The organism is Pseudomonas sp. N-137, assembly GCF_034555295.1.
GTDB classification, from domain to species: Bacteria; Pseudomonadota; Gammaproteobacteria; order Pseudomonadales; family Pseudomonadaceae; genus Aquipseudomonas; species Aquipseudomonas rhizophila.
Map to the genome: position 1 here is coordinate 27,860 of NZ_JAXUDQ010000004.1, position 25,773 is coordinate 53,632.

At 61.1% G+C, this 25,773-nt stretch carries 28 protein-coding genes; 17 read left to right on the top strand and 11 right to left on the bottom strand.

Annotation, left to right across the window (positions count from 1 at the left end):
• The first annotated feature begins 139 nt into the window (after positions 1-139).
• The 6 genes from T3A99_RS00495 (at position 140) to T3A99_RS00520 (ending at position 7,154) form a co-directional block, all read left to right on the top strand.
• Entirely contained in the window at positions 140-1,420 is a 1,281-nt protein-coding gene (locus T3A99_RS00495; RefSeq protein ID WP_047229609.1) for a glycerate kinase type-2 family protein, read from the top strand.
• Positions 1,410-2,825 (top strand): pyruvate kinase, encoded by a 1,416-nt coding sequence (pyk, locus tag T3A99_RS00500; protein ID WP_322833853.1) that lies wholly within the window; start codon positions 1,410-1,412, stop codon positions 2,823-2,825. Before T3A99_RS00495 ends, pyk begins: the two co-directional genes overlap by 11 nt.
• 123 nt (positions 2,826-2,948) lie before the next feature.
• Entirely contained in the window at positions 2,949-3,851 is a 903-nt protein-coding gene (locus tag T3A99_RS00505; RefSeq protein WP_322833854.1) for an urea transporter, read from the top strand.
• Positions 3,852-3,872: 21 nt separating this feature from the next.
• A complete protein-coding gene (locus tag T3A99_RS00510; RefSeq protein WP_047229612.1) occupies positions 3,873-4,694 on the top strand; it encodes an ion transporter in 822 nt (273 codons plus the stop codon).
• Positions 4,695-4,788: 94 nt separating this feature from the next.
• The gene (locus T3A99_RS00515; RefSeq protein WP_047229613.1) at positions 4,789-5,787 is read left to right on the top strand and encodes a sulfate ABC transporter substrate-binding protein; all 999 of its coding nucleotides are present in this window, start codon (positions 4,789-4,791) and stop codon (positions 5,785-5,787) included.
• Between the two features lie 161 nt (positions 5,788-5,948).
• The gene (locus tag T3A99_RS00520; RefSeq protein ID WP_322833855.1) at positions 5,949-7,154 is read left to right on the top strand and encodes an MFS transporter; all 1,206 of its coding nucleotides are present in this window, start codon (positions 5,949-5,951) and stop codon (positions 7,152-7,154) included.
• Between the two features lie 63 nt (positions 7,155-7,217).
• On the opposite strand, the gene T3A99_RS00525 is transcribed toward T3A99_RS00520, so the two are convergent.
• The 4 genes from T3A99_RS00525 to T3A99_RS00540 all read right to left on the bottom strand — a co-directional run bounded on the left by T3A99_RS00525 (position 7,218) and on the right by T3A99_RS00540 (position 10,595).
• Positions 7,218-7,409, bottom strand: coding sequence for a PLDc N-terminal domain-containing protein (locus T3A99_RS00525; protein WP_047229615.1), 192 nt, complete (start codon positions 7,407-7,409; stop codon positions 7,218-7,220).
• Between the two features lie 71 nt (positions 7,410-7,480).
• A complete protein-coding gene (locus tag T3A99_RS00530) occupies positions 7,481-8,011 on the bottom strand; it encodes a hypothetical protein (RefSeq protein WP_076383801.1) in 531 nt (176 codons plus the stop codon).
• 144 nt (positions 8,012-8,155) lie between these two features.
• The gene (locus tag T3A99_RS00535; protein WP_047229617.1) at positions 8,156-8,674 is read right to left on the bottom strand and encodes an ankyrin repeat domain-containing protein; all 519 of its coding nucleotides are present in this window, start codon (positions 8,672-8,674) and stop codon (positions 8,156-8,158) included.
• Positions 8,675-8,768: 94 nt separating this feature from the next.
• A complete protein-coding gene (locus T3A99_RS00540) occupies positions 8,769-10,595 on the bottom strand; it encodes a long-chain-acyl-CoA synthetase (protein ID WP_322833856.1) in 1,827 nt (608 codons plus the stop codon).
• Positions 10,596-10,949: 354 nt separating this feature from the next.
• Between T3A99_RS00540 and T3A99_RS00545 the strand changes: the two genes are divergently transcribed.
• Positions 10,950-11,228, top strand: a complete 279-nt coding sequence (locus T3A99_RS00545; RefSeq protein ID WP_042732342.1) for a DUF3509 domain-containing protein — start codon at positions 10,950-10,952, stop codon at positions 11,226-11,228.
• A gap of 42 nt (positions 11,229-11,270) precedes the next feature.
• On the opposite strand, the gene mtnC is transcribed toward T3A99_RS00545, so the two are convergent.
• From mtnC to aroC, 5 genes are read right to left on the bottom strand one after another with little or no spacing between them, the layout of a single operon-like run.
• On the bottom strand, positions 11,271-11,954 hold the full coding sequence (gene mtnC, locus T3A99_RS00550; RefSeq protein ID WP_274091340.1) for an acireductone synthase: 684 nt from the start codon (positions 11,952-11,954) through the stop codon (positions 11,271-11,273).
• A gap of 4 nt (positions 11,955-11,958) precedes the next feature.
• Entirely contained in the window at positions 11,959-12,504 is a 546-nt protein-coding gene (locus T3A99_RS00555) for a 1,2-dihydroxy-3-keto-5-methylthiopentene dioxygenase (protein WP_047229620.1), read from the bottom strand.
• A gap of 18 nt (positions 12,505-12,522) precedes the next feature.
• Positions 12,523-13,143: a methylthioribulose 1-phosphate dehydratase gene (locus tag T3A99_RS00560; RefSeq protein WP_107321768.1), complete on the bottom strand. Its 621-nt coding sequence runs from the start codon at positions 13,141-13,143 to the stop codon at positions 12,523-12,525.
• The gene (locus T3A99_RS00565) at positions 13,140-14,285 is read right to left on the bottom strand and encodes an MFS transporter (RefSeq protein WP_047229622.1); all 1,146 of its coding nucleotides are present in this window, start codon (positions 14,283-14,285) and stop codon (positions 13,140-13,142) included. The genes T3A99_RS00560 and T3A99_RS00565 overlap by 4 nt, the downstream gene beginning before the upstream one ends.
• Positions 14,286-14,319: 34 nt before the next feature.
• A complete protein-coding gene (aroC, locus tag T3A99_RS00570) occupies positions 14,320-15,411 on the bottom strand; it encodes a chorismate synthase (protein ID WP_288913108.1) in 1,092 nt (363 codons plus the stop codon).
• A gap of 143 nt (positions 15,412-15,554) precedes the next feature.
• Between aroC and T3A99_RS00575 the strand changes: the two genes are divergently transcribed.
• Complete coding sequence (locus tag T3A99_RS00575; RefSeq protein ID WP_047229659.1) at positions 15,555-16,520, top strand: alpha/beta hydrolase; 966 nt, start codon at positions 15,555-15,557, stop codon at positions 16,518-16,520.
• Between the two features lie 99 nt (positions 16,521-16,619).
• Positions 16,620-17,408: a hypothetical protein gene (locus tag T3A99_RS00580; RefSeq protein WP_076383800.1), complete on the top strand. Its 789-nt coding sequence runs from the start codon at positions 16,620-16,622 to the stop codon at positions 17,406-17,408.
• 161 nt (positions 17,409-17,569) lie between these two features.
• Here the strand turns inward: T3A99_RS00580 and prmB are convergent, their stop codons facing one another.
• Positions 17,570-18,478 carry a 50S ribosomal protein L3 N(5)-glutamine methyltransferase gene (prmB, locus tag T3A99_RS00585; RefSeq protein ID WP_107321766.1) on the bottom strand — a complete coding sequence of 303 codons (909 nt, stop codon included), beginning with the start codon at positions 18,476-18,478 and terminating at the stop codon, positions 17,570-17,572.
• Positions 18,479-18,744: 266 nt separating this feature from the next.
• Between prmB and T3A99_RS00590 the strand changes: the two genes are divergently transcribed.
• The 5 genes from T3A99_RS00590 (at position 18,745) to T3A99_RS00610 (ending at position 21,519) form a co-directional block, all read left to right on the top strand.
• A complete protein-coding gene (locus T3A99_RS00590; protein WP_047229626.1) occupies positions 18,745-19,335 on the top strand; it encodes a cysteine hydrolase family protein in 591 nt (196 codons plus the stop codon).
• A gap of 131 nt (positions 19,336-19,466) precedes the next feature.
• Positions 19,467-19,787 (top strand): hypothetical protein, encoded by a 321-nt coding sequence (locus T3A99_RS00595; protein ID WP_047229627.1) that lies wholly within the window; start codon positions 19,467-19,469, stop codon positions 19,785-19,787.
• 74 nt (positions 19,788-19,861) lie between these two features.
• Positions 19,862-20,419: a Smr/MutS family protein gene (locus tag T3A99_RS00600; protein ID WP_025214971.1), complete on the top strand. Its 558-nt coding sequence runs from the start codon at positions 19,862-19,864 to the stop codon at positions 20,417-20,419.
• A gap of 77 nt (positions 20,420-20,496) precedes the next feature.
• Positions 20,497-21,042 (top strand): GTP cyclohydrolase I FolE, encoded by a 546-nt coding sequence (folE, locus tag T3A99_RS00605; protein WP_003204506.1) that lies wholly within the window; start codon positions 20,497-20,499, stop codon positions 21,040-21,042.
• A gap of 105 nt (positions 21,043-21,147) precedes the next feature.
• Entirely contained in the window at positions 21,148-21,519 is a 372-nt protein-coding gene (locus T3A99_RS00610; RefSeq protein WP_047229660.1) for a glutathione S-transferase N-terminal domain-containing protein, read from the top strand.
• Between the two features lie 143 nt (positions 21,520-21,662).
• On the opposite strand, the gene T3A99_RS00615 is transcribed toward T3A99_RS00610, so the two are convergent.
• Positions 21,663-22,829: a PLP-dependent aminotransferase family protein gene (locus tag T3A99_RS00615; RefSeq protein ID WP_322833857.1), complete on the bottom strand. Its 1,167-nt coding sequence runs from the start codon at positions 22,827-22,829 to the stop codon at positions 21,663-21,665.
• Between the two features lie 82 nt (positions 22,830-22,911).
• On the opposite strand from T3A99_RS00615, the gene T3A99_RS00620 reads away from it, so the two are divergent.
• From T3A99_RS00620 to T3A99_RS00630, 3 genes are all read left to right on the top strand, one after another.
• Positions 22,912-23,352, top strand: coding sequence for a MarR family winged helix-turn-helix transcriptional regulator (locus T3A99_RS00620; RefSeq protein ID WP_047229629.1), 441 nt, complete (start codon positions 22,912-22,914; stop codon positions 23,350-23,352).
• Between the two features lie 343 nt (positions 23,353-23,695).
• The gene (locus T3A99_RS00625) at positions 23,696-25,045 is read left to right on the top strand and encodes an NCS2 family permease (protein ID WP_076383799.1); all 1,350 of its coding nucleotides are present in this window, start codon (positions 23,696-23,698) and stop codon (positions 25,043-25,045) included.
• A 61-nt stretch (positions 25,046-25,106) separates the two neighbouring features.
• Positions 25,107-25,736 (top strand): LysE family translocator, encoded by a 630-nt coding sequence (locus T3A99_RS00630; RefSeq protein WP_047229631.1) that lies wholly within the window; start codon positions 25,107-25,109, stop codon positions 25,734-25,736.
• Positions 25,737-25,773 lie beyond the last annotated feature (37 nt).

Consider the following 25,773-nt stretch of genomic DNA (forward strand, 5'->3'; position numbering starts at 1 on the left):
CCCCTGTGGGAGCGAGCCTGCTCGCGATAGCGGTCTTACATTCAACACATAAAGTGACTGGATTAACGCCATCGCGAGCAGGCTCGCTCCCACAGGGAATCGAGTCGCTTCATCCAATAATAAAAATCGGGAGTCCGCCATGTCGGTCGATCCGCAACAATTGCTGCGCGAGCTGTTTGCCACAGCCATCGATGCGGCCCATCCGCAGCATGTCCTTGAACAGTATCTGCCCAGCGATCGCAGCGGCCGGGTGATCGTCATCGGCGCCGGCAAGGCCGCCGCGGCGATGGCGCAGGTGGTCGAGCGCTGCTGGCAGGGCGACGTCACCGGTTTGGTGGTGACCCGCTACGGCCATGGCGCGCCTTGCCAGAAGATCGAAGTAGTGGAAGCCGCTCACCCGGTGCCTGATGCGGCGGGCCTGGCGGTGGCCCAACGGGTGCTGGAGCTGGTCAGCAACCTCAACGAAGACGACCGGGTGATTTTCCTGCTGTCCGGCGGCGGCTCGGCGTTGCTGGCGCTGCCGGCAGCTGGCATCACCCTGGCCGACAAGCAATCGATCAACAAGGCTTTGCTCAAGTCCGGTGCCACCATCGGCGAGATGAATTGCGTGCGCAAACATCTCTCGGCAATCAAGGGCGGGCGCCTGGGCAAGGCCTGCTGGCCGGCGACGGTCTACACCTACGCGATTTCCGATGTGCCCGGCGACCTCGCCACGGTCATCGCCTCCGGCCCCACCGTGGCCGACCCCAGTACGTCGGCCGAAGCCTTGGCGATCCTCAAGCGCTACAACATTGAAGTACCGGCCTCGGTGCGCAACTGGTTGCAAAGCCCGGAATCGGAAACCGTCAAACCCGGCGACCCGCGCCTGGCCCGCAGTCACTTCCAATTGATCGCCCGTCCCCAACAATCACTGGAAGCGGCGGCGGTGAAAGCCCGCCAGGCCGGTTTCAGCCCGTTGATCCTCGGCGACCTGGAAGGCGAATCCCGGGAAGTGGCCAAAGTCCACGCCGGTATCGCCCGGCAAATCGCCCTGCACGGCCAGCCTCTGGCGGCGCCATGCGTGATCCTCTCCGGCGGCGAAACCACAGTCACCGTGCACGGCAATGGCCGGGGCGGACGCAACGCAGAATTCCTGCTCAGCCTGACCGACAGCCTCAAGGGCCATCCCGGCATTTACGCACTGGCCGGTGACACGGACGGCATCGACGGTTCCGAAGACAACGCCGGCGCCATCATGACCCCGGACAGCTATCGCCGAGCCGCCGAACTGGGCCTGAGCGCCAGCGACGAGCTGGACAATAACAATGGCTACGGCTACTTCGCCGCGCTGGAGGCGTTGATCGTTACCGAGCCGACGCGCACCAACGTCAACGACTTTCGCGCCATCCTGATTCTTGAGAACCCCAAACATGACGCCTGATAAAAAGGTCAAGATCCTCGCGACCCTTGGCCCCGCAACCCGTGGGATCGATGACATCCGTGAACTGGTGCAAGCCGGCGTGAATATTTTCCGCCTGAACTTCAGCCACGGCGAGCATGCCGACCACGCCCAGCGCTACCAGTGGATTCGTGACGTCGAGCAGCAGCTCAACTACCCACTGGGCATTCTGATGGACTTGCAGGGCCCGAAACTTCGCGTGGGTACACTCGCCGACGGCAAAGTGCTGCTGCAACGCGGCCAGGCCCTGCGCCTGGATCTGGACGCCACGCCCGGCGATGAACAGCGGGTCAACCTGCCCCACCCACAGATCATCGCGGCCCTGGAGCCGGGCATGGACCTGCTGCTGGACGACGGCAAGCTGCGCCTGCGTGTGACCACCAAACACGCCGATGCCATCGACACCCAAGTGCTCAACGGCGGCGAACTGTCAGACCGCAAAGGCGTGAATGTGCCCCAGGCCGTGCTCGACATGAGCCCGCTGACCGCCAAGGACCGTCGCGACTTGAGCTTTGGCCTGGAGCTGGGCGTGGACTGGGTGGCGCTGTCGTTCGTGCAGCGCCCCGAGGACATCCGCGAGGCGCGTGCGTTGATTGGCGACAAGGCATTCCTGATGGCCAAGATCGAGAAACCGTCGGCGGTGACCCAGCTTCGGGAGATCGCCGAACTGAGCGACGCGATCATGGTTGCCCGGGGTGACTTGGGTGTCGAAGTGCCGGCCGAAAGCGTGCCGCAGATCCAGAAGAACATCATCGGCACCTGCCGCGCCCTTGGTAAACCGGTGGTGGTGGCCACGCAGATGCTCGAATCCATGCGTTTTTCTCCCGCACCCACCCGAGCCGAAGTCACCGACGTGGCCAACGCCGTGGCTGAAGGGGCCGATGCAGTGATGCTGTCGGCGGAAACCGCGTCGGGCGATTACTCCCTCGAAGCCGTGCAGATGATGAGCAAGATCATCCGCCAGGTGGAGAACGGCCCGGATTACCAGGCGCAGTTGGATGTCAGCCGGCCGAAGGCCGAAGCCACGGCGTCGGACGCCATCAGTTGCGCAATCCGGCGTATCAGCAATGTACTGCCGGTAGCGGTGCTGGTGAACTACAGCGAATCGGGCAGCTCCAGCCTGCGGGCGGCGCGGGAGCGGCCGACGGTGCCGATCCTCAACCTCACGCCCAACCTGCAAGCAGCCCGCCGTCTGACGGTGGCCTGGGGCGTGCATTCGGTGGTCAATGACCGGTTGAAGCAAGTGGATGAAGTTTGTTCCACCGCCCTGGAAATTGCCCAGGCCCAGGGCATGGCCCAGCGTGGCGACACCCTGCTGATCACAGCCGGCGTGCCGTTCGGGCAGCCGGGGTCGACCAATTCGTTGCGCATCGAGACGTTGATCTAGCGTTTGTACTGGCCTCATCGCGAGCAAGCTCGCTCCCACAGGGGTTTGTGATCGCCGCAAATCCAGTGTGGGAGCGAGCTTGCTCGCGATAAGGGCAACTCCGTCCCATCAGACATACCCACCATGCCCAACACCCACTGCCCCGACTGGGCCACCGCCCTGCTCAACGGCTTTAGCCAGATTTTCCTCCAGCGTCATCCGCTGTTCGGTCTGCTGTGCCTGCTGGCGATTCTCTTCACCGCACCCGCCTTGTTTGGCGGTGCGTTGCTCGGCGGCGTGGCCGGGTTGCTCACCGCCCAGCGACGCGGTTATGCCAAGGTTGATCGACAGGCCGGACTGTTCAGTTACAACGGCATCCTGCTGGGCTTGCTATTGAGCCTCGCGTTACCCTGGTCAGCCGTGTTGCCGCCATTGATTATTGCCAGCGGCGGCCTCAGCGCGATGTTGACCGAGCAATGGCTCAAGCGCAGCCGTGGCCCTCAGTGCCTGCCCGCCTACACCGCGCCGTTCGTGGCGCTGGGCTGGTTGCTGCTGAGTTTTGCCCCGGCACAGCCCTCACCCATTTCAGTTGAACTGACGATGGCCAATTTGCTGGCCGCTTGTTGGAGCGGACTCGGTCAGGTCATGTTTCTCGACCAGCCATTCGCCGGTGCGCTGATCGCTGTGGGATTGTTGATTGCCAATCCACGCGCCGCCGGGTGGGCGATGCTGGGTTCAGCCGCTGGCCTGGGGTTCTCCCTGCTGCATCACGACACGACCCAAGCCCTTTCGGGGCTCGGCGGTTATAACCCGGCCCTGGTGGCGCTGGCCCTCAGCCAACAACGCCGCCAGCGATGGTTGCCGCTGGCGGGTATTGTGCTGGCGCTCATACTCACACCGGGCTTTCTTGCCCTCGGTCTGGCGCCGCTGACCGCGCCCTTCATCCTGGCCTGCTGGCTGGTTCATGCCACCCACCGAGTGTGGCAACAGGCCAGTCGGGACACTGCGCCTTGCGCTTTGCGGGGCAATCACCCTAGGCTTCGCTGACTATTGGTTCAGGCGAAGGTTATGGATAGCAGCAACTGGCGTGAACGCCTCTACGTGATCATTTTCCAGACCGACACCGTGGCCGGCCGGCGCTTCGACAGCACACTGCTGTTGATCATCCTCGCCAGCCTGGTGATCGTGATGCTCGACAGCATCGACAGCGTGCACCAGAACTACGCCTCCCTGCTGGCCGCCATCGAATGGGGGTTCACCTTCATCTTCATCGTCGAATATGGCCTGCGCCTGTACTGCTCGCCCAAGCCCCTGCGTTATGCGTTCAGCTTCTACGGCCTGGTGGACTTGCTGGCGATCGTGCCCGGGATCCTGGCGCTGTACTACAGCGACGCCCAGTATCTGCTGATCGTTCGCATCATTCGCATGCTGCGGATATTCCGCGTGCTCAAGCTCAGCCCTTACCTCAAGCAAGCCAACTACCTACTGGCGGCGCTGCGGGGGAGCAAGCAGAAAATCATCGTGTTCCTGGTCAGCGTCTCGACCCTGGTGACCGTGTTCGGCACCTTGATGTACGTCATTGAAGGCCCCGAGAACGGTTTCACCAGCATTCCCAAGGGCATCTATTGGGCCATCGTCACACTGACCACCGTGGGCTTTGGCGATATCGTGCCCAAGACGGCATTGGGCCAGGTGGTTTCGTCGCTGGTGATGATCACCGGTTACTCGATCATCGCCGTGCCGACGGGCATTTTCACCGCTGAGCTGGCCACGGCCATGCGCGGTGACCAGCTCAAGCATGATTGTCCGGTCTGCAGCAAAAACAACCACGATCATGGAGCTGCGTTCTGCTCCCGTTGCGGCAATGCGCTGTTTAAGAAACTGGAATAAGCAAAGCACTTTTTAATGCTTGATGGCCTATTGGCTTGCCGCTAGTGTGCCGGCTAATTGCCCGGAACCCCTTTCAAATAAAAAGGAATTCGCAGTGAAGAACTTCTTTGGTGCCTCCCTTCTCGCCGCTGGCCTGACCTTTGGCAGCCTGGCCCACGCCGCCCCGCCCCTGCTCAACGTTTCCTACGACGTGATGCGTGATTTCTACAAGGACTACAACACGGCTTTCCAGAAACACTGGCAGGCCGAGCACAACGAAAACATCATCGTGCAGATGTCTTTCGGCGGTTCCAGCAAGCAGGCACGCTCGGTGATCGACGGGCTGCCAGCTGACGTCATCACCATGAATATGGCCACCGACATCAATGCCCTGGCGGATAACGGCAAACTGGTGCCCGAAAACTGGGTCACCCGCTTACCGAACAACAGTGCCCCGTTCACCTCAGCCACCGTATTCATCGTGCGCAAGGGCAACCCGAAAGCACTGAAGGATTGGCCCGACCTGCTCAAGGACGGCGTGCAGGTGATCGTGCCCAACCCGAAGACCTCCGGCAACGGTCGCTACACCTACCTGTCGGCCTGGGGGTATGTGCTCAAGAATGGCGGTGACGAGAACAAGGCCAAAGCCTTCGTCGGCAAACTGTTCAAGCAGGCGCCGGTACTGGATACCGGTGGCCGTGCCGCGACGACCACTTTCATGACCAACCAGATCGGCGACGTACTGGTGACCTTTGAAAACGAAGCCGAGATGATCGCCCGCGAATTTGGCCGCGACCAGTTCGAGGTGATCTACCCGAGCGTTTCTGCCGAAGCCGAGCCACCGGTGAGCGTGGTCGATAAAGTGGTTGAGAAGAAAGGTTCTCGCGAGGCCGCCGAGGCCTACCTCAAGTACCTGTGGTCGCCCGAAGGCCAGGAAATCGCCGCCGCCAACTACCTGCGCCCACGGGACCCGGCGGTACTGGCGAAATACACCGACCGTTTCCCGAAAGTGGACTTCCTGTCCGTGGAAAAAACCTTCGGCGACTGGCGCACAGTGCAGAAGACTCACTTCAATGACGGTGGGGTTTTCGATCAGATCTACAGCGGGCAATAACGTCCTATCCACATTTGATCGTTCCCAGGCTCCGCGTGGGAACGATCACGCCTGTTTCATCATCAATAGCAAGCATGTCCGATATCAGCCACAAAGCCTGTTCCAGAGCCCGCTAACTCTTTAGCCTCACGCCATCCTTTCAAGCTACTAATGAGATTGCCATGAGTGCCCATCCCTCCTCCGTGCCCGCCGGTACAAGTCTGACTCGCGGCATGGTCCTGCTCTTCGCCTTCTGCTGCGGCGCCATTGTCGCCAACATCTACTACGCCCAACCCATCATCGAACTGATTGCACCCGACGTCGGCCTGAGCAGCACCATGGCCAGCCTGATCGTCTCGCTGACTCAGATCGGTTATGCCCTGGGCCTGTTTTTCCTGGTGCCACTGGGGGACCTGCTGGAAAACCGTCGCCTGATGATCCTCACCACCGTTGTGGCGATTGCCAGTCTGTTGGCGGCAGCGTTCACCGACCAGCCGAACGTGTTCCTGCTGGTCTCGCTGCTGGTGGGGTTCAGTTCGGTGTCGGTGCAAGTCCTGATCCCGCTGGCCGCGCACTTGGCCCCGGAAGAGTCCAGAGGGCGGGTCGTGGGCGGGATCATGGGCGGCCTGCTGCTGGGGATCCTGCTGGCGCGGCCGATCTCAAGCGTGGTGGCCGATCACTTCGGCTGGCGGGCGATGTTCATGATCGCCGCCGCCTTGATGGCGGCGATCAGCATCGTCCTCGCATTGACCGTGCCCAGGCGCCAACCCGACCACAGCGCCTCTTATGGCCAACTGCTGGGCTCGCTCGGCACCCTGTTGCGCCAGCAGCCATTGTTGCGCCAACGAGCCTTTTACCAGGCCTGCATGTTCGCCACCTTCAGCCTGTTCTGGACCGCCGTGCCGCTGGAGCTGTCGCGCAATCATGGCCTGTCGCAAACTGAAATCGCCCTGTTCGCCCTGGTCGGTGCCATTGGCGCCATCGCCGCGCCCATTGCCGGTCGCCTGGCGGATGCCGGTCATACCCGCATCGCTTCGTTGCTGGCAATGCTGTTGGCCAGCCTGAGTTTTCTGCCAGCGTTCATCCATCCGCTCTACAGCGTCATCGGCTTGGCGGTTACGGGCGTGGTGCTGGATTTCTGTGTGCAGATGAACATGGTCCTGGGCCAGCGCACCATCTATGCCCTCGATGCCAAAAGCCGCAGTTGTCTCAATGCGCTGTACATGACCAGCATCTTCGTCGGCGGCGCGTTTGGTTCATCGATTGCCAGCGCGGTGTACGAGCACGGCGGCTGGTTATGGGTGGTGATCGTCGGCAGCGGCTTCCCGCTGCTGGCCTTGCTGAGTTTCCTGAAGACCTCGAAAAAACACGCACTGGCGACGGCCTGATACCGTCGCGACAGGGTCGCAATGCCCGGCGGCCGAGGCCTGCCGGGCAACATCAAAAAGCGGTCAGATCCGCACGTTGCCTCGCGGCCCGGCAATCGCCCAGATGATCAGGCCCAGCACCGGCAACAGAAGGATCAACAGCACCCACAGGACTTTTGCCCCCGTTCCCGCGCCACTCTTGAGCACATTGATGATCGCCCAGATATCGAGCGCCAGGATGATCAGGCCAATCAGGCCGTTGAAGGTGGAACCCATGGTGTCGCTCCCAGATGGTGATATGCCCACTTAGGATAGCGGGGGCCCGGCGAGGGTTCCGTTTTATTGCGTCAGACGTGGATCGCAACCTTCAACGCTTCCAGGGCCGGCGCGGCGGCGATGCCGACTTCGGCGCACAGCTCCAGCACGCGTGGCACGTCGTTGCCATACACCAGAACCATTTGCAGTTCATCGTCGAGCAACTGGCTGAAATTCATCAGCACATAACCGCCGTTTTCCTTGTTCAGACTGCTCATCTGGATCTGGATGCGATTGAGCGCCGTCAGGGCTTCGGTTTTCGCCAGTTGCTTGGGCTTGAGGTTGAAGGCCACACCGGGGCCGAACGAGGCAACGATCTGTTCGAACAGCTCTACATAAGTGTCGGCCTGAAACAATACGGTGTCCGGCAGACTCCCCACCACCACCCACTCGCCCAGTGGAATCGGGAAGCTATCGTCGTAGTTGATGTCCGGGTTGGCCGCCAGAAAAGCCGCCGGGTCGGCGTAGGCCTGGGCCGCTTCGTCAGCGATTTTCGCAACGTCCGCATCGCCCAGGCAGCCGGAGCTTATTTTGCTGATGAGTTCGACGAGTGCGGCTTTCATGGGGAAAATCCTGTGGCGATTGGGTTTTGAGGGCGCGCAGGATAGCGCATCACATTGATTGAGTCAGAAAGCTGTGGCCTGGGAGCTTTTGTGGCGAGGTGATTTATCCCCGCTGGGCTGCAAAGCAGCCCCAAAAGATAGGGATCAACCCAACAACTTCTCCAACTGCGCCGTGGTATCCACCGCGCCCATGGTCCTGGCTGCATCCAGCGCCGAGACGCCGTTTGCATCCTTGGCCTTGGGGTCGGCGCCTTTGCTGATCAGGTAATCGACGATCTCCACACGATTGAACATCGCCGCCATCATCAACGCGGTGCGACCATCGAAGGACGAGCCTTCCACCTGCGCCCCGCCGTCTACCAGCGCGGTGACCACGGCCAGGTCGCCCTTGAACGCCGCACCGGCAATCGGGCTCTGGCCATTGTCATTGCGGATTTCCGGATCAGCCTTGTTTTCCAGCAATACCTTCACCGTCTCCACATGCCCGTGGTAAGCGGCCAGCATCAGCAAGGTGTCACCCTTGTGATTGCGCAGGTTGGGGGGCAAACCTTTGCTCAGCAAGGCGGCCATCATGGCGGCGTCACCCTGGCGTGCGACATTGAACACCTGTTCGGCAAACTCCGCAGCCTCTTCCGGGGTCATCTGGCGGCTTGTATCGGACATGGGAAACTCCACTTAAGTCTTCGCAAAGCGGCTAGTTTCCCGAGGGACTCCAGGCCTGTCATCCCTTTTTTCTCTGCACCGTGCATAGTCAGAATCAATAACGGTACTGTCCCTGCTGAATCTGCGCCGCCAGTTGCCGGTCGACCCGCACGTAGGTCGCGGTGCCGGGCAGCCAGGCGTAGACCGGCTCATCGTCCGTGGCGCACGGGTCGAAGGCTTCGCTCTTGAGGCGGTTTTTCTGGTATTTGAAGGTGCCGGTGGTGTCCATTTTTACCTTGATGCGCAAGAACAACGGCACCGCATAGGCCGGCAACTTGCACTGCAAAAATTGCAACAGCTCAGTAAAATCCAGGGTAGCCAGGGATTCGGACGGAGTAATCGCCGCCATGCCGGCGCGGCCATTGGTGCCATTGATTTCGACGCCATAAGCCACCGCCTCGGCGATTTGCGCGTGCTGTAGCAATACGTTTTCAACTTCCGTGGTGGAGACGTTCTCGCCCTTCCAGCGATAGGTATCACCGAGGCGATCAACGAACTGCCCATGGCCGAAGCCGATGTTGCGCAGCAGGTCACCGGTATTGAAGTAACGGTCACCAGGAACGAAGACATCCTTGAAGATGGTTTTTTCGGTCTTGGCCGGATCGGTGTAACCGTCCAGCGGCGCCTTGTCGTCAATGCGCGCCATCAGCAGGCCCGGTTCTCCCTTGGGTACTTTCTGCATCCGGCCTTGCAGGTTGCGCAACGGCGCCCCGCTGTCATGGTCGTACTGCACCAGTTCCCAGCCCATCAGGGAAAATCCGACGGTGTTGTCGAAATTCAGCACATTGGTGAAGCCGATATTGCCGTCGCTGGCCGCGTACAGCTCGCAGATATGGTCGACACCAAAACGCGTCTTGAAGGCCGACCATGCCCCGGGGCGCAAGCCGTTGCCGATCATCTTCCGGACCTCGTGCCGCCGGTCCTCGGCACTGGCGGGCTGGTCGACCAGGTAGCGACACAATTCACCGACATAGCCCAGGGTGGTGGCCCGGTAACGGCGAACGTCACTCCAGAACTGGCTGGCGCTGAACTTGCGCCGGATCGCAAACCCCGAGGCGCCGCAGATCGCCGCTCCCCAGCACACGCACAGGCCCGTGGCGTGGTACAGCGGCAGCGTGCAATACAAGACATCCGCGGGCTGCATGTCCAGGGCGATCAGGCCGAAACTGGTGGAAGTGCGCATCCAGCGCCCGTGGCGAAACACCCCGGCCTTGGGCAGCCCGGTAGTGCCCGAGGTGTAGAGATAAAAACATGGGTCGTTGAAAAAAACCTGCTGACTGCTGGCCGGGTTGTCACCTGGATGGCTGGCGCTGCTACTTATCAGATCGACAAAACCGGAAGGAACGACGGCGCTGTCCTGGTCGGCGACCCACCAGGTTCGGTGGCCGGACAGTGAGGTGCGGGCTCGCACGTCGTTGAAGGCCGCGACCCGTTCTGCCCCGACCACCACCGCGACAGGCGTGACCAACGCCAGGCTGTGCACCAGCGCGTCCCCGGTCTGCGAGGTGTTGACCATGGCGCTGACCGCACCGACCTTCGCCACCGCCAGCACCGTCACCAGCATCTCTGGCCGATTCTCGATGAAAATCGCCACGCAGTCGCCCTTGCCGATGCCCTGTGCCAACAGGTAATGAGCGATGCGATTGGCCTGTTCGTTGGCCTGCGCGTAACTCAATACCGTGTCGCCACACAACAACGCCGGCCCTTGGGGATTGCGCTGGGTGGCCTGTTCGAAACACCAGCCCAGGCCGCAAGGCTGGGTCGGGTCCTGGACGTTGGCGAGCTTCATGCCTTTGACGATACGGGGAATGGCTCTGGCAATAGTGGGTAGCTTGCGCAGCATCTTGCCCCAGGTAATGGCGTCGCTGGATGTACGACTCATGGTCACTCCCGTTCGACCTCGTGGGTCTGGGTTCTTGTTGTCGGGCTGGAGCTCAATTGCGCTCGAAATTACGCCAGCGATTCCGGCGCTGTACATGCGGTTTTTGCAATGTTTTGTATCCACCGTTCCGGACAGGCGGAGCATGAGCGCCAGAAATCCATTTGGTTCAACAAAAGATCAGCCGACCACGCAAAATGCAGGATGCACGATGGCCATTCATGCAAGTTGCACGAAAGCAAAAATAGGAGGAATTGTTAACTGATTGTTTTATAACGTTTTTTAATCAAGCCCAACGCTGGCACAGACACTGCAACTACCTCTCCACGGTTTGCCACCACCATGGAGCAGTCAAATATGAACATGATTCAAGAAAAGTTTGCGTCCCTCTTCTCCAACTACGAAGTGACCACTCAGGCCCGCCCGGATGGCGGTATCCTGCTGACCTTGCGCAACAGCGAAGGCAAACTGTTTAAACGCACAATTTCCTACGCCCAGTTGCACGCCGGGGACCAACTGTCCTGGGCAATCAGCGCAATCCGTCGCGACCTGGCGGAACAGGCCAGCGAGTTGCCGCAGATCGCCATGCTGCAAAGCCAGCATCGTTTTGCGCTGCCGACCTACCACAGCGCCTGATCGTGTTGTGGGAGCGAGCTTGCTCGCTCCCACACTCCTCTATCAAAAACGCGCAGGATCGATCCGGGCAAAACTGTCCACCGTGACATGCCCTTGCAGCTCACCGCCCTCGCGCGCCACTCCGCACGTAGCCATGCCGGCATCACGGGCCGCATCCAGTTCCTGGACGATGTCCGACAGAAACAGAATCTCCTCCGGGGCTACGCCCACCGCCGCGCTGATGCGCTGGTAGGACTGGACTTCCCGCTTGGGTCCCGATGTGGTGTCGAAATAACCACTGAACAACGGCGACAGATCGCCAGCCTCGGAACAACCGAAAATCAGCTTCTGTGCCTGGATCGAGCCCGAGGAATAAACGAACAGCCGTAAACCTTGCTGATGCCAGCGCTGCAGTGACTGCACCGCGTCCGGGTAAACGTGCCCTTTCAACTGCCCCGCCTGATACCCCTGCTCCCAGACCATGCCCTGCAACGCCTTGAGCGGCGTGGCCTTGCGGTCTTCGGCGATCCACTCCAGCAGAATCGCGATGACGCGCTCGGTGTCAGCCCCCGGCTCACCATTGTCCTGCCGCACCGCTGCCAATTGCTCGGCGACGTCGGCGCGGTTGGCATGCTGACGAACGAAATCCGGAAGATGCCTGGCGGCATAGGGAAACAACACATCGAACACGAAACTCACCGCACTGGTGGTGCCCTCGATGTCAGTGAGAATGGCTTTGATCGACACAGGCTCAGTCCTCCAGGCGCGGGAAACGGCTGGCGATGTCGTCGCCAGTGAACTTCGCGACCCAACCTTCCGGGTTGTTGAACAGGCGAATGGCAACGAAATGTGGATGCTCGCCCATGTCGAACCAGTGCGGCGTGCCCGCAGGCACCGAGATCAGGTCATTCTTTTCGCACAGTACGGCGTAGACGTAATCGTCGATGTGCAGGGTAAACAGGCCACGACCGGCGACGAAAAATCGTACTTCGTCTTCAGCATGGCGATGTTCATCGAGGAATTTGGCCCGCAGTTCGGCTTTTTGCGGGTGATCGCTGTTGAGGCTGATGACGTCGACCGTGACGTAGCCGCGCTCGGTCATCAACCGGTCGATCTGGGTCTTGTAGGCGGCAATCACTTCGTCCTGGCCGGCGCCTGGCTGGATTTTCGTTGCCGCTTCCCAGCGGTCGAAGCGAACACCTTTATCGGCCAGGGTCGCGGCGATGTCTTCGAAATGGGTCAGCACCTTGTTCGGAATGTCGGGGCTTGAGACGTGATAGACGGACAGGCTGCTCATGGTTAGGGCTCCAGCAAATTAACGGTTCAGGAGTGCGCGGGTCTTGAGCTCACACTCAAACAGGAACTCGAACGCTTCGATCTGGCGCAGGGCATCGTTCATGCTCGGCCCCCAGGTATACAGGCCATGCCCGCGAATCAGGTAGCCGACGCAATCGGGGTGAGCCTCGAGCCACGGCTGCACCTGGCCGGCCAGGCGCGCGATGTCTTGGTCGTTGTCGAAAATCGGCACGCGGACACAGGATTCGTGGGTCGACACACCGCTGAAGGCTTTTTGCAGTTCGTAGTCTTCAAAGTCGATGAAAGCCTGGTGGGTCAGGCGCGACAACACCGTGGCATTCACCGAATGGGTATGCAGCACCGCGCCGATCTCCGGGCGCCAGCGATACAGCTGGGTGTGCAGCAGGGTTTCGGCGGAGGGTGTCTTGCCGCGCTCCAGGCTGTTGCCGTCCAGGTCGGTGGCGAGCACATCATCCAGGCCCAGTTGCCCCTTGTGCTTGCCGGACACGGTGAGCAAGGCCTGGTCAGGGGCAAGCCGGGTCGAATAATTGCTGCTGGTGGCCGGGGACCAGCCGCGGCCATACAAAAAACGCCCGGCGTCGATGATTTCCCGGGCGAGCTGTTCACGGGTAAGGCTCATGGCCTGTCCTCTTGCATACGTGTGGCAATGATAACGGCTGCAGCGAAGGCTGCGAGGCTGGCGATACTGAAAGTCCAACTGGCACCCAGGGCGTTCCAGCTGTAGCCGGAATACAACGCGCCCAACGCCCCGCCCATGCCAGCCAGGGCGGCGTACAACGCCTGGCCCTGGCCTTGCTGGCGTGGGCCGAAGCTACGTTGCACGAAATGGATGGCAGCGGCGTGAAAACTGCCGAAGGTCGCCGCGTGCAGCACCTGGGCAAACAACAGGACCCAGAGAAATTCGGCCAGTGAGCCCAGCAGCAGCCAACGCAACGCCGCCAGCAGGAAACTCACCAGCAGCACCCGACGCACGGAAAACCGCGCCAGGATCCGGCTCATCAGCAGGAAGATCAAGACTTCCGCGACCACGCCAATGGCCCAGAGCATACCGATCAACCCGCGGCTGTAGCCTAGGCCTTCCAGGTGCAGCGTCAGAAAGGTGTAATACGGCCCGTGGCTGACCTGCATCAGCCCCACGCACCCATAGAACGCCAGCACCCCAGGGTTGCGCAATTGCCGCAGAAAACCTTCCCCCGCGACTCGCGGCCCCTGTGTCGGCTGGGCATTGGGGACCCAGAAGCTGGCGAGCACGATGCCGCCCATGATCAGCACCAGCGCCACCGGGTAAATGTCCAGGCTCAACCATTCGAACAGCCGGCCAAGCGCAACCACGGTAATGATGAAGCCGATGGAGCCCCACAGGCGGATCTGGCTGTAGCGCGAAGTTTGCCCGCTCAAGTGGGCCAGGGTAATGACTTCGAACTGCGGCAACACCGCGTGCCAGAAGAACGCGTGCAGCGCCATGACCAGCGCCAGCCAGGCGTAGCTCTGGTCGATGAAGATCAGCGAGAACGTCAGCAGCGTGCAAATGGCGCCAAAACGCACGATCGCCAGGCGCTGACCGGTGTAATCCCCAAGCCAGCCCCAGATATTCGGTGCCACACAGCGCATCAGCATGGGGATCGCCACCAGCTCGCCGATGCGCGCCGCGTTGAACCCCAGGTGATCGAAATACAACGCCAAAAACGGCGCCGTCGAACCGAGCAGCGCGAAATAGAACAGATAGAAACTGGAGAGCCGCCAGTACGGCAGAGCCGCCATGGTCGTCAGGCCACGGCGGTCGGCAGGTCAGCCATCAAAGCTGGCCCAGCACCGGGGTGCTGACTCGCACATCGGCGTTCTGGCCACGATGACGCAGCAGGTGGTCCATCAGCACGATCGCCATCATCGCCTCGGCGATTGGCGTGGCGCGGATGCCGACGCACGGGTCATGACGGCCCTTGGTGATGACGTCCACCGGATTGCCATGGATGTCGATGGAGCGCCCCGGCGTGGTGATGCTGGAGGTTGGCTTCAATGCCAGGTGCGCCACGATCGGCTGGCCCGAGGAAATGCCACCGAGGATGCCGCCAGCATTGTTGCTGAGGAAACCTTGCGGGGTCAGTTCGTCGCGGTGCTCGGTGCCACGCTGGGCGACACAAGCGAAACCGGCGCCGATTTCCACACCCTTCACCGCGTTGATGCTCATCAGCGCGTGGGCCAGTTCGGCGTCGAGACGGTCGAAGATCGGCTCGCCCAGGCCCGGCATCACACCTTCGGCCACCACGGTGATCTTCGCGCCGACCGAATCCTGGTCGCGACGCAATTGGTCCATGTAGGCCTCAAGGGCCGGCACCTTGTCCGGGTCGGGGCAGAAGAAGGCATTCTGTTCCACCGACTCCCAGGTCTTGAACGGGATTTCGATGGGACCCAACTGGCTCATATAGCCACGAATCACGATGCCCTGGCTGGCCAGGTACTTCTTGGCAATCGCGCCGGCCGCCACGCGCATGGCGGTTTCCCGGGCCGAACTGCGGCCGCCGCCACGGTAGTCGCGCTCGCCGTATTTATGGTGGTAGGTGTAGTCGGCGTGGGCCGGGCGGAACAGATCCTTGATGGCCGAGTAGTCCTTGGACTTCTGGTCGGTGTTGCGGATCAGCAGGCCAATGGCGCAGCCGGTGGTGCGTCCTTCGAACACGCCGGAGAGGATCTCGACTTCATCGGCTTCCTGGCGCTGGGTGGTGTGGCGGCTGGTGCCCGGCTTGCGCCGGTCCAGGTCACGCTGCAGATCGTCCAGGGAAATCTCCAGGCCCGGCGGACAGCCGTCGACAATGGCGACCAACGCCGGGCCATGGCTTTCGCCCGCGGTGGTAACGGTGAACAGCTTGCCGTAGGTATTGCCGGACATGCAGGGTGCTCCGTGAAAAACGCTGAGAGACTCAACCTTGGATTCGTAGTGGGCGCCAGTATACGCAGGCTCCCCGACGAGTTCATCCTCGAACCTTATCGATGCCTGTCAGTCCAACCGGCACCTTCGTAACTAATGGCGTGATGATGTTAAAACTGCTTGCCTTGAGCCTTGCCCTGTTGACCGGCCTGCTTTCCAGCCTGGCCCAGGCCACCGTCCTGCAACGACCGATCAGCCTCGACACCGGCAACGGCGAGCTTTTCGGCTCGCTGCTGTTACCCAAATCCGACGCACCGGTGCCGGTTGTCCTGATCATTTCCGGGTCGGGTCCTACCGACCGTGACGGAAACAACCCCGACGGCGGGCGCAACGATAGCCTCAAGCGCCTGGCCTGGGTGCTGGCCAAGCACAACATCGCCAGCGTGCGCTATGACAAACGCGGGGTGGCCGCCAGCCTTGCGGCGACCCCGGACGAACGCAACCTGAGCGTCGAAGCCTACGTGGCCGACGCCGTGGCCTGGAGCCGCAAACTGGCTGCCGATCCGCGAATGGGTCCGTTGATCCTGTTGGGTCATAGCGAAGGCGCGTTGATCGCCAGTCTCGCCGCGCCCCAGGCCAATGCAGCTGCGGTCATCTCGCTGTCCGGCAGTGCCCGGCCGATCGACCAGGTGCTGCGTCAACAACTGAGCAGCCGCCTGCCTCCCCCCCTGATGGTGCGCGCCAATGAGCTGCTGGACAGCCTCAAGGCCGGTCGGCTCGACCCAAATGTGCCGCCGCAACTGCAGGTCATCTTTCGCCCTAGCGTGCAGCCCTACCTGATATCGCTGTTCCGCCAGACGCCGGCCCAGGCTTTCGCGGCGCTGAAGATGCCAGCGTTGATTATCCAGGGCAGCCATGACATTCAAGTCAGCGTCGATGACGCCAGGCAGTTGCAAGCCGCCAAACCCGACGCCGAGCTGGCGCTGATCAAGGGCATGAACCATGTCATGCGCATCGTCCCCAACGACATGGAGCGGCAATTGGCCTCCTACAAAAATCCAAACCTGCCCCTGGCGGCCGAACTGGGTACGCACATTCTGGGTTTTATTAGCTCATTACCCGCTCGATAAGCGGTTTTTCCCCTCCAGTCCTGGCAAAAACGGCCGATAGACCGGTGTCGGACAGCGCCATGGCTGCCGACGGGCCGGCCTGGACAGGATTTTGCCGTTATGACTGACACTCAAACTTCACCCGACACCCCCGCCGAAACGCCCGCCGCTCCAGTGGCGGAGCTGCCTTGGGCGGATGTGCAGGCCGAGCACCATAAAATGCTCCGGCTGGCACCGCTCAAGACCGACCGTGCCACGGGTGCGCGGCCGCTGCGGTTTGTCGAATTCAGCTATGCCGAGCGCCACAGCAAGGAGCGCAGTTTGCTGCGCATGAGCATCCAGTTGCCGGGCCAGCGGGTGCGCAAGGAACAGAATCACCTGGACGTCTGGGCCGACCACGTCGATAAACGCCTGTATTTTTCCCCGGACAGCTTGCAGGTCGAGCCGCTGAACCGTGGCATTGGCCGCTTCCTCGCCGCACAGGGCATTACCTGGGCCAAGAAGCGCTGGTCGAGCTACCGGGTCGATGGCAGCGACCTGAATAACAAGGACGCGCTGAACGAAGACACCCGCCTGCGCCGCGACCACTTCCTGAAAGCCCATGGTTTCGAAGTGGTCTACGCCGACGCCCAGCACCTCAAAGGCAGCGTCAAGCCAGCCGAGGTTGGCAATCTGCTGGGGGACTGGAACACCGAAAAACTGCAGTTCGTGGAAATTCTCGAAGCCGCGCAGATGCTCCAGCAAGCCGAGCAGAACCTGGCGGAGCAGGAAGTCAAACTCAAGCAGCAGGAAGAAAAGGTCGCCAAGTTCAAACGCGAAGACAACGGCCTGCGTTTCACCATCACCTGCCTGGTGGCATTTGCCATGTTCCAGGCCGGGTTGTTGATCTGGATTGCGACGCGTAGCTAAGACTGAACACCGCCTAACCCCTGTGGGAGCGAGCCTGCTCGCGATGGCGTCGTGTCAGCAGTCTTCAAACTGACTGACACCCCCTCATCGCGAGCAGGCTCGCTCCCACAGGTTTGCATCCTCGGTGACAGACCCGGGCGCGCCCGTCAGATCAATTGTCGTCAAACCCGCGAAGCAAACAACGCCTGATGCTGACGGCACTGTTCGGCACTGAGCATGAACACACCATGCCCGCCGCGTTCGAAGTCCAGCCAGGCAAAATCGACTTCCGGATACAACGCCTCGACGTGGACCTGGCTGTTGCCCACCTCGACAATCAACAAACCCTTCTCGGTCAGATGGTCGGCGGCCTCGGCCAGCATCCGGCGTACCAGGTTCAAGCCATCATCGCCACAGGCCAGGCCCAGCTCCGGCTCGTGCTGATACTCCTGGGGCATGTCGGCGAAATCTTCGGCATCGACATAGGGCGGGTTCGACACGATCAGGTCGAAACGCTGGCCCGGCAAGCCCTCGAAACCATCCCCCTGGACAGTGAACACGCGCTCGTCGACGCCGTGACGCTCGATGTTCTGGTTGGCCACTTCCAACGCTTCGAACGACAGGTCAGCCAGCACCACCTCCGCCTCCGGGAATTCGAAAGCACACGCGATGCCGATGCAGCCGGAACCGGTGCAGAGGTCGAGAATCCGTACCGGCTCCTGACCCAGCCAGGGCGCAAAACGGTTTTCGATCAGTTCACCAATGGGCGAGCGTGGAATGAGCACGCGCTCGTCGACGATGAAAGACATTCCGCAGAACCAGGCTTCACCCAGCAGGTAGGCCGCCGGGATGCGTTCGGCGATGCGTCGGCGCAGCAGGCGTTGCACATGGACCAGCTCTTCATCTTCGAGACGGCAGTCCAGGTAGCTATCGGCAATCTCCCACGGCAGATGCAACGCGCCCAACACCAGTTGCCGGGCTTCATCCCACGCATTGTCGGTGCCATGGCCGAAAAACAGATCCTCTCCATGGAAACGACTGACGGCCCAACGTATATGGTCGCGCAGGGTACGGAGACGGGAAGTGATCACGGCGGCAAACTCCAGAAAAAACGACTGGCGAGTCTACCAGCCAAACACTCCCCTCACCAAAGCACGCCTCAAACACACCTCAAACACGCACGAAAAAGGACGGGGCAGATGTAGGATTTATCCGTTTTTCGCGCTGACTATTGAACAAGACAGACATCTTGACAAGGCTGTAGGCCAGCAACGACGGCCCTTGCGATGGAAGCGATTCACAGAACCGCTCAGCCAGAGGAGAATGTCGCAAAAGCCCCACTCGAAGGAGCCCCAGAATGTCCGTTCCAAAAACGATGTTTCAACTCAGCGGTCGCGGTTACGCGGCGGCCAATCTGAGTCAAGCGACGCTGATCATCATCGATGCCCAGAAAGAATACCTCGCCGGCCCCCTGGCGTTGAGTGGCATGGATGCGGCGGTCGCGAACATCAAGCAATTGCTCGGCGCGGCCCGTGCTGCCGGCCGGCCGATCGTGCATGTGCGTCACCTGGGCACCCATGGCGGGCTATTCGACCCACAGGGCGAACGCGGGGAGTTCATTAGCGGCCTGGAACCCCAGGGCGACGAAACCGTGGTGGAAAAACTGCTGCCCAGCGCGTTTCACGGCACCGAACTGAAAAAGCGCCTGGAGGACCTCGGCCCCCTGGACCTGATCGTTTGTGGTTTCATGAGCCATTCCAGCGTCAGCACCACCGTGCGTGCCGCCAAGAACCTGGGCTTTCGTTGCACTCTGGTCGAAGACGCCTGCGCCACTCGCGATCTGCCGCACAAGGGCGGAGTCCTGAGCGCCGAACACGTGCACCAGACCGAAATGGCGATCATGGCGGACAACTTCGCCACCCTGGCCCTGACCCGCGATTTCATCTGACACCCCTTCGATAAGCGGCCCGTTGCGCCGCTTATCCGCAAAAGCCTCTCATTTGCCGCAATTGCCGTAGTGTCAGGAACAACCCGAACATCTTCCGGTCGAAGGGCCGATACCCATTGAGGAAGGTCGGAATGAAGTTATCCGATGGTTTTGACGCACGTCGCTTGCGGCCCAAAGGCCCGAGCAACTGGCGCTTGCGTTTCGGTGCCGCGCTCGCGGCGCTCCTGGCAACGCTCGGTGTACTGCTGTCGATGGCCGGCGCCGCCAGCCTGCTGGGTCGCCCGCCCGCCCTGGGCGAGTTGAACGCAACCCCGCTCGGCTCCACGATCATTCTGGTGATCGGCTTGCTGGTACTGCTGTTGGGCGTGTGGCTGTGGCGCCTTTGCCGCCGTCGGGCCCGCCAATCCCTGGAGCTGGCCATGGCTCCTCACTTGATGAAAAAGCACGACTGACCCGCCGCCCGACGTTTTGTCGCGCCGGATCCCGCAGGAGTTGGGTAAACTGGCCGGCCTTCGCGGAGGCTGATATGCAAGACGACGACTTTTCCCTGTTCAAAAGTGCGATCCAGGGTGTTAAACCGATCAAGCACGACCGTGCCGAAACCGGCAAACCCAAGGCGGATCGCGCACAAATCGCCAAGCTGCGCCAGGCCGCCACGGTGCGCACCGACGCCACCACCGTGGATGGCTTGTCCGACCAGTTCGTGATCGACGTAGGTCCTGAAGACGAGCTGATGTGGGCTCGCGACGGCGTTCAGGAAAGCCAGATGCGCAAGCTGAAGGTTGGCCAGATTCCCTTCGAAGGCAGCCTCGACCTGCACGGCATGACCGTGGAAAAAGCCCGGGAAACCCTCTGGGCCTTCCTGGCCGAAGCCACCAAATTCGAAATCCGCTGCGTGCGCGTCACCCACGGCAAGGCCGTGCGGCTGGACGGCAAGCGGCCGATGATCAAGAGCCACGTCAACACCTGGCTGCGCCAGCACCCGCAAGTGCTGGGCTTCACCTCCTGCCAGGCGAAACACGGTGGCGCCGGGGCGGTGTACGTGATGCTCAAGCGCACCATGATGGAAGGCCGCGACGAGTAGCACCCGATTGCCGAGCTTGCAGCGCCGTGTCCGCCACCGTACCCTTGCCCTTTGCGTAAAATCCCACAGGTAGTTTCATGTCTCTGGAACAGAATTACACCGCGATTCTCGGCCAACTGGGCGAGGACGTTTCCCGCGAGGGCCTGCTCGACACGCCCAAGCGCGCTGCCAAGGCCATGCAGTACCTCTGCCGCGGTTACGAACAGACCCTCGAAGAAGTCACCAACGGTGCCTTGTTCAGCTCCGACAACAGCGAAATGGTGCTGGTCAAGGACATCGAGTTGTACTCGCTGTGCGAGCACCATTTGCTGCCCTTCATCGGCAAGGCCCATGTGGCCTACATTCCGAGTGGCAAGGTGCTGGGGCTTTCGAAAGTCGCACGCATCGTCGACATGTACGCACGTCGCCTGCAGATCCAGGAAAACCTCAGCCGCCAGATCGCCGACGCGGTCCAACAGGTGACCGGTGCCCTGGGCGTGGCGGTGGTGATCGAAGCCAAGCACATGTGCATGATGATGCGCGGTGTGGAAAAGCAGAACTCCTCGATGATCACCTCGGTGATGCTTGGCGAGTTCCGCGAAAACGCCGCGACCCGCAGCGAGTTCCTCAGCCTGATCAAGTAACCCCCCCGCATGAAAAAAACCGGCATTGATCGCCGGTTTTTTTTCGCCCGTGAAAAATCAGGTAAGCTGCGCGCCCTCTTCTTCCCTGTCGTGAGGCTTAATACCGTGATCGTCAAAGCGCTGCGAGTTGGCCTGGGCCAGCTGATTATTTTCATCGACTTCATCACCCGCCCCGGCAAGAAGCAACGTCCGGCCGAAGCCCAGGCGCAAGTCAATCAGGCCGCCCGCAGCCTGACGCTCTATCAGTTCCACGCCTGCCCGTTCTGCGTGAAGACCCGCCGCACCCTGCACCGCCTCAACGTGCCGGTGGCCTTGCGGGATGCAAAAAACAACGAGCAGGATCGCCAGACGCTGCTGGAGCAAGGCGGGAAGATCAAAGTACCGTGCCTGCGCATCGAAGAGAACGGCGAGACCACCTGGATGTATGAGTCCAAGGTGATCATTGATTATCTGGATAAGCGGTTTGCGGCAGTCTGATAGTTTTATGGTGTATTTGCGGGCCCTATCGCGAGCAGGCTCGCTCCCACAATGGAACTGTGGATAACTGGGTTTTGTGATCGACTCTGAACCCTGTGGGAGCGAGCCTGCTCGCGATAGGGCCAGTCCAGTCACCACATAAGTCAGGCTGCTTTTACCGCCAAAGCCTCCCGCACCACCCCCGCCAACCGCTTAAGCCCCTCATCCAGCCGCGCCGGGTCAATGTGGCTGAAGTTCAACCGCAGGTGCCCCGGATGCTTGTCCGGCTCGGGAAAGAACGGCTCTCCCGGCATGAACGCGACGTCGGCAGCCAGCGCGGCGTCGAGCAAGGTGCGGGTGTCCAGCGGTTGCTTGAGGGTCAGCCAGAAAAACAGCCCGCCCTGAGGCACGTTCCAATGCGCGATATCGGAAAAATGTGTTTGCAGCGCCGCCTGGAACCGGTCCCGACGATCCCGGTAAAAATCCCTCAACTCGCTCAAATGGCTTTGGTACTGCTCGGTGCCGATCCATTGCAATGCCTGCCACTGACCGATGCGATTGGTGTGCAGGTCCGCCGACTGCTTGAGCCGCAGCAGGTGTGGGAACAGATCCGGGCTGGCGATCAGGTAACCCACACGTAGCCCGGGCAACAGGGTTTTCGACACAGTGCCGGTGTAGATCCAGCTGGCCTTCTTCAAGCGACTGACAATCGGCGTGGCGCTGCCGCCGTCGAAGGTCAGCTCGCGGTAGGGCTCGTCTTCCACCAAGGTCACGCCGAACTCATCCAGCAGCGCCGCCACGGCATCGCGCTTGGCCTCGCTGTAGCGCACCGCCGAAGGGTTCTGGAAGGTGGGAATCAGGTAGATGAACGCGGGGCGATGCTGTTCCAACCGGGCTCGCAACTGTTTCAGATCAGGCCCATCGGCCTCCAGGGGCACCGTGATGCAGTCGGCGCCAAACAGCTGGAAAATCTGCAACGCGGCCAGGTAGGTCGGCGCTTCCAGCATGACTTGAGTGCCGACATCGATGTGCAGCTTGGCCGCCAGGTCGAGGGTTTGTTGGGAGCCGCTGACCACCAGCACCTGACTGGCTTCACACGCCAGGCCCAATGACCGCGCCTGTGCCGCCAGGGCTTCGCGCAAGGCCGGTTCACCTTCGCTCATGCCGTATTGGCCCATGGACACCGGCATGGCCGCCCATTCGACTTTCGGCAGCATGGCTTCGGCCGGCAGGCCACCGGCGAACGACATCACTTCAGGACGCTGCGCGGCGGCGAGGATTTCTCGAATCAAAGAACTTTTGAGGCGCGAGACACGTTCGGAAAAAGCCATGGGGGTCACCTGTAGCGGGTCACTGGAAAAATGAGTCAAACTGGTTGACCGAAATTACTCCGACCTCTCTGGATACGTCAACATGCTTGACCTTAAAAACCCGGCCTCCCAGCAAATGGCCATGGAAGCGTTCTTCTTCGGTTACCAGGCGTTTACCGCCAAGGCCGATGAAATGCTTGAGCGTCGCGGGCTGAGCCGGGTGCATCAGCGCATCGTTTTTTTTATCGCCCGCTACCCATCCCTGAGCGTGAAGGAATTGCTGACGCTGCTTGGCGTGAGCAAACAGGCGTTGAACATGCCGTTGCGGCAGTTGATGGAAATGCACCTGGTGAACAGCGTCGCCTCCGAGACGGACAAGCGTAAGCGGCTGCTGGAACTGACGGCCGAGGGCGAGCGCTTCGAACAGGCGTTGCGTCGCGAGCAGGTGAAATTGCTCGAGCGGGTATTTGCCGAGGCTGGGGAGGAAGCGGTGAATGGGTGGTTGGCGGTGAACCTGGGATTGGGCAAGGGTTCGGCGAGCTGAGGGATTTGTAGCGTCAGAACCGGCGCCATCGCGAGCAGGCTCGCTCCCACAATGGATCCCCCATGCGCACAAATTTTGTGAACGACGCAGCTCCCCTGTGGGAGCGAGCCTGCTCGCGATGGCGTCCTCACAGTCGATATATCCCTACCTCCCAGACTTTTCGTCGACAACATAGAAAACATTATTTGCTTTATTTGTATACAAAAGCATAATTCGCTTCGTGCGAGTTCTTGACCATAAGGTCAAAAAACCTCGCCGGCCTTACCTGCCTCAAAGCAACGCCGCCACCCTCAGGGGGCGGGCGTGCTGGAAATAACAATAAAACTCTTGAGGAGTACTCGCTGTGGAAAGCCGCAAACCCGAAGCCCGGACGCTGGACCTCTCGCCGCCACTACGCACTGGCTGGCTGGAGCGCATCTTCAAACTCAGCTTGCATGGCACCACGGTGAAGACCGAGCTGATTGCCGGTCTGACGACCTTCATCACCATGGCCTACATCATTTTCGTCAACCCCAACATCATGGCCGACGCCGGCATCGATCACGGCGCCGCATTCGTCGCGACCTGCATCGCCGCCGCCCTGGGTTGCCTGTTGATGGGCCTGTACGCCAACTGGCCGGTGGGCCTGGCACCGGGCATGGGCCTGAACGCGTTTTTCACCTACACCGTGGTCGGCACCATGGGCTACAACTGGGAAACCGCATTGGGCGCGGTGTTTGTTTCCGGGGTGCTGTTCATGTTCCTGACCCTGTCGCGGGTGCGTGAGTGGCTGCTCAACAGCATTCCGGTGAGCCTGCGTTATGCCATGGGTGCGGGAGTCGGGTTGTTCCTCGGACTGATCGGCCTGAAGACCGCCGGCATCGTCGTGGACAGCCCCGCTACCCTGATCAAGCTCGGCTCCCTGCACGAGCCCGGCCCGTTACTGGCTGCGGTGTGTTTCCTGATGATCGCCGTGCTCAGCTATCACCGCGTGTTCGGCGCGATCCTGATCAGCATCATCGCCGTGACCCTGGCCGGTTGGGGCCTGGGACTGGTGCAATACAACGGGGTCATGTCGACGCCTCCGAGCCTGGCGCCCACCTGGATGGCGATGGATGTGGTCGGCGTATTCAACGTCAGCATGATCAGCGTAGTGCTGGCCTTCCTGTTCGTGCACATGTTCGACACCGCCGGCACCCTGATGGGCGTTGCCCAGCGTGCCGGGTTGGTCAAACCTGATGGCAAGATCGAGAACCTGTCCAAGGCGTTGAAAGCCGACAGCGCCTCCAGCGTGTTCGGCGCCATGGTCGGCGTGCCGCCGGTAACCAGCTACGTGGAAAGCGCCGCCGGTGTCGCGGCGGGTGGCCGTACAGGGCTTACCGCCGTGACGGTTGGTGTGCTATTTATTGCCGCGATGTTCTTCGCACCCTTGGCCGGGATGATCCCCGCCTACGCTACCGCGGGGGCCTTGATCTATGTCGCCATGCTGATGATGGGGGGCATGGCCCACATCGAATGGGACGAAGCGACCGACAGCATCCCGGCCATCGTCACGGCCATCATGATGCCCCTGACCTTTTCGGTCGCCGACGGTATTGCGCTGGGCTTCATCACCTATGTGGTGCTTAAGGCCGGCACGGGTAAACACAAGGAAATTTCTGTCAGTCTGTGGGTGCTCTGCGCGATCTTCATCGCCAAGTTCATCTTCTTGTAGGCGGGATTATTCATCAGCCTCACCCCGTCGGGTGAGGCGTTCTTGCATCAGGAGCAAAGCAATGAATCTGGAAACCTGGCTGTTGTTCAGCGGCGCCGCTCTGGTGGTGATCCTCATCCCCGGCCCACTGTCGTTGCTGATGATCGGCAACAGCCTGAACTATGGCCTGCGCCGTTCGTATCCGGCGTTTCTGGGTGGCGTGATCGCCTCGATTTGCCTGCTGAGCGCATCGGCGCTGGGCCTCGGCGCACTGTTGTTGGCGTCAGAGCAACTGTTCAGCGCCCTGAAGATGGTCGGCGCGTTGTATCTGTTTTACCTGGCCTGGCAGAGCTGGCAGCAATCGCGCCAGCCGTCCCAGGGTGCCGAAGTGCCCCAGGCCGCAGCCATCCCGCGCTTTCGCGCCCTGTTCGGCCGGGCATTCGTGCTGGGTGCCAGCAATCCCAAGGACATTCTGTTCTTCGCCGCTTTCCTGCCGCAGTTCTTGAGCGCCGAACAACCGTTCCTGCCGCAACTGCTGATCATGATCGCCACCTGGACCGTTCTTGACCTGCTCTGCAAGCTGGCTTACGGCCTCGGCGCCCACGGCGCGGCGCGGTATCTGCGAACGGGTAAAGGCCAGAGTTGGTTCAACCGCATCAGCGCAGGCCTCTTTGGCGGTGCGGGCGCGGCCTCTTTGATGTCGACTCACTGAGTCCCTGACTTTGCGAAACAGCCTCATCTTTTACTCG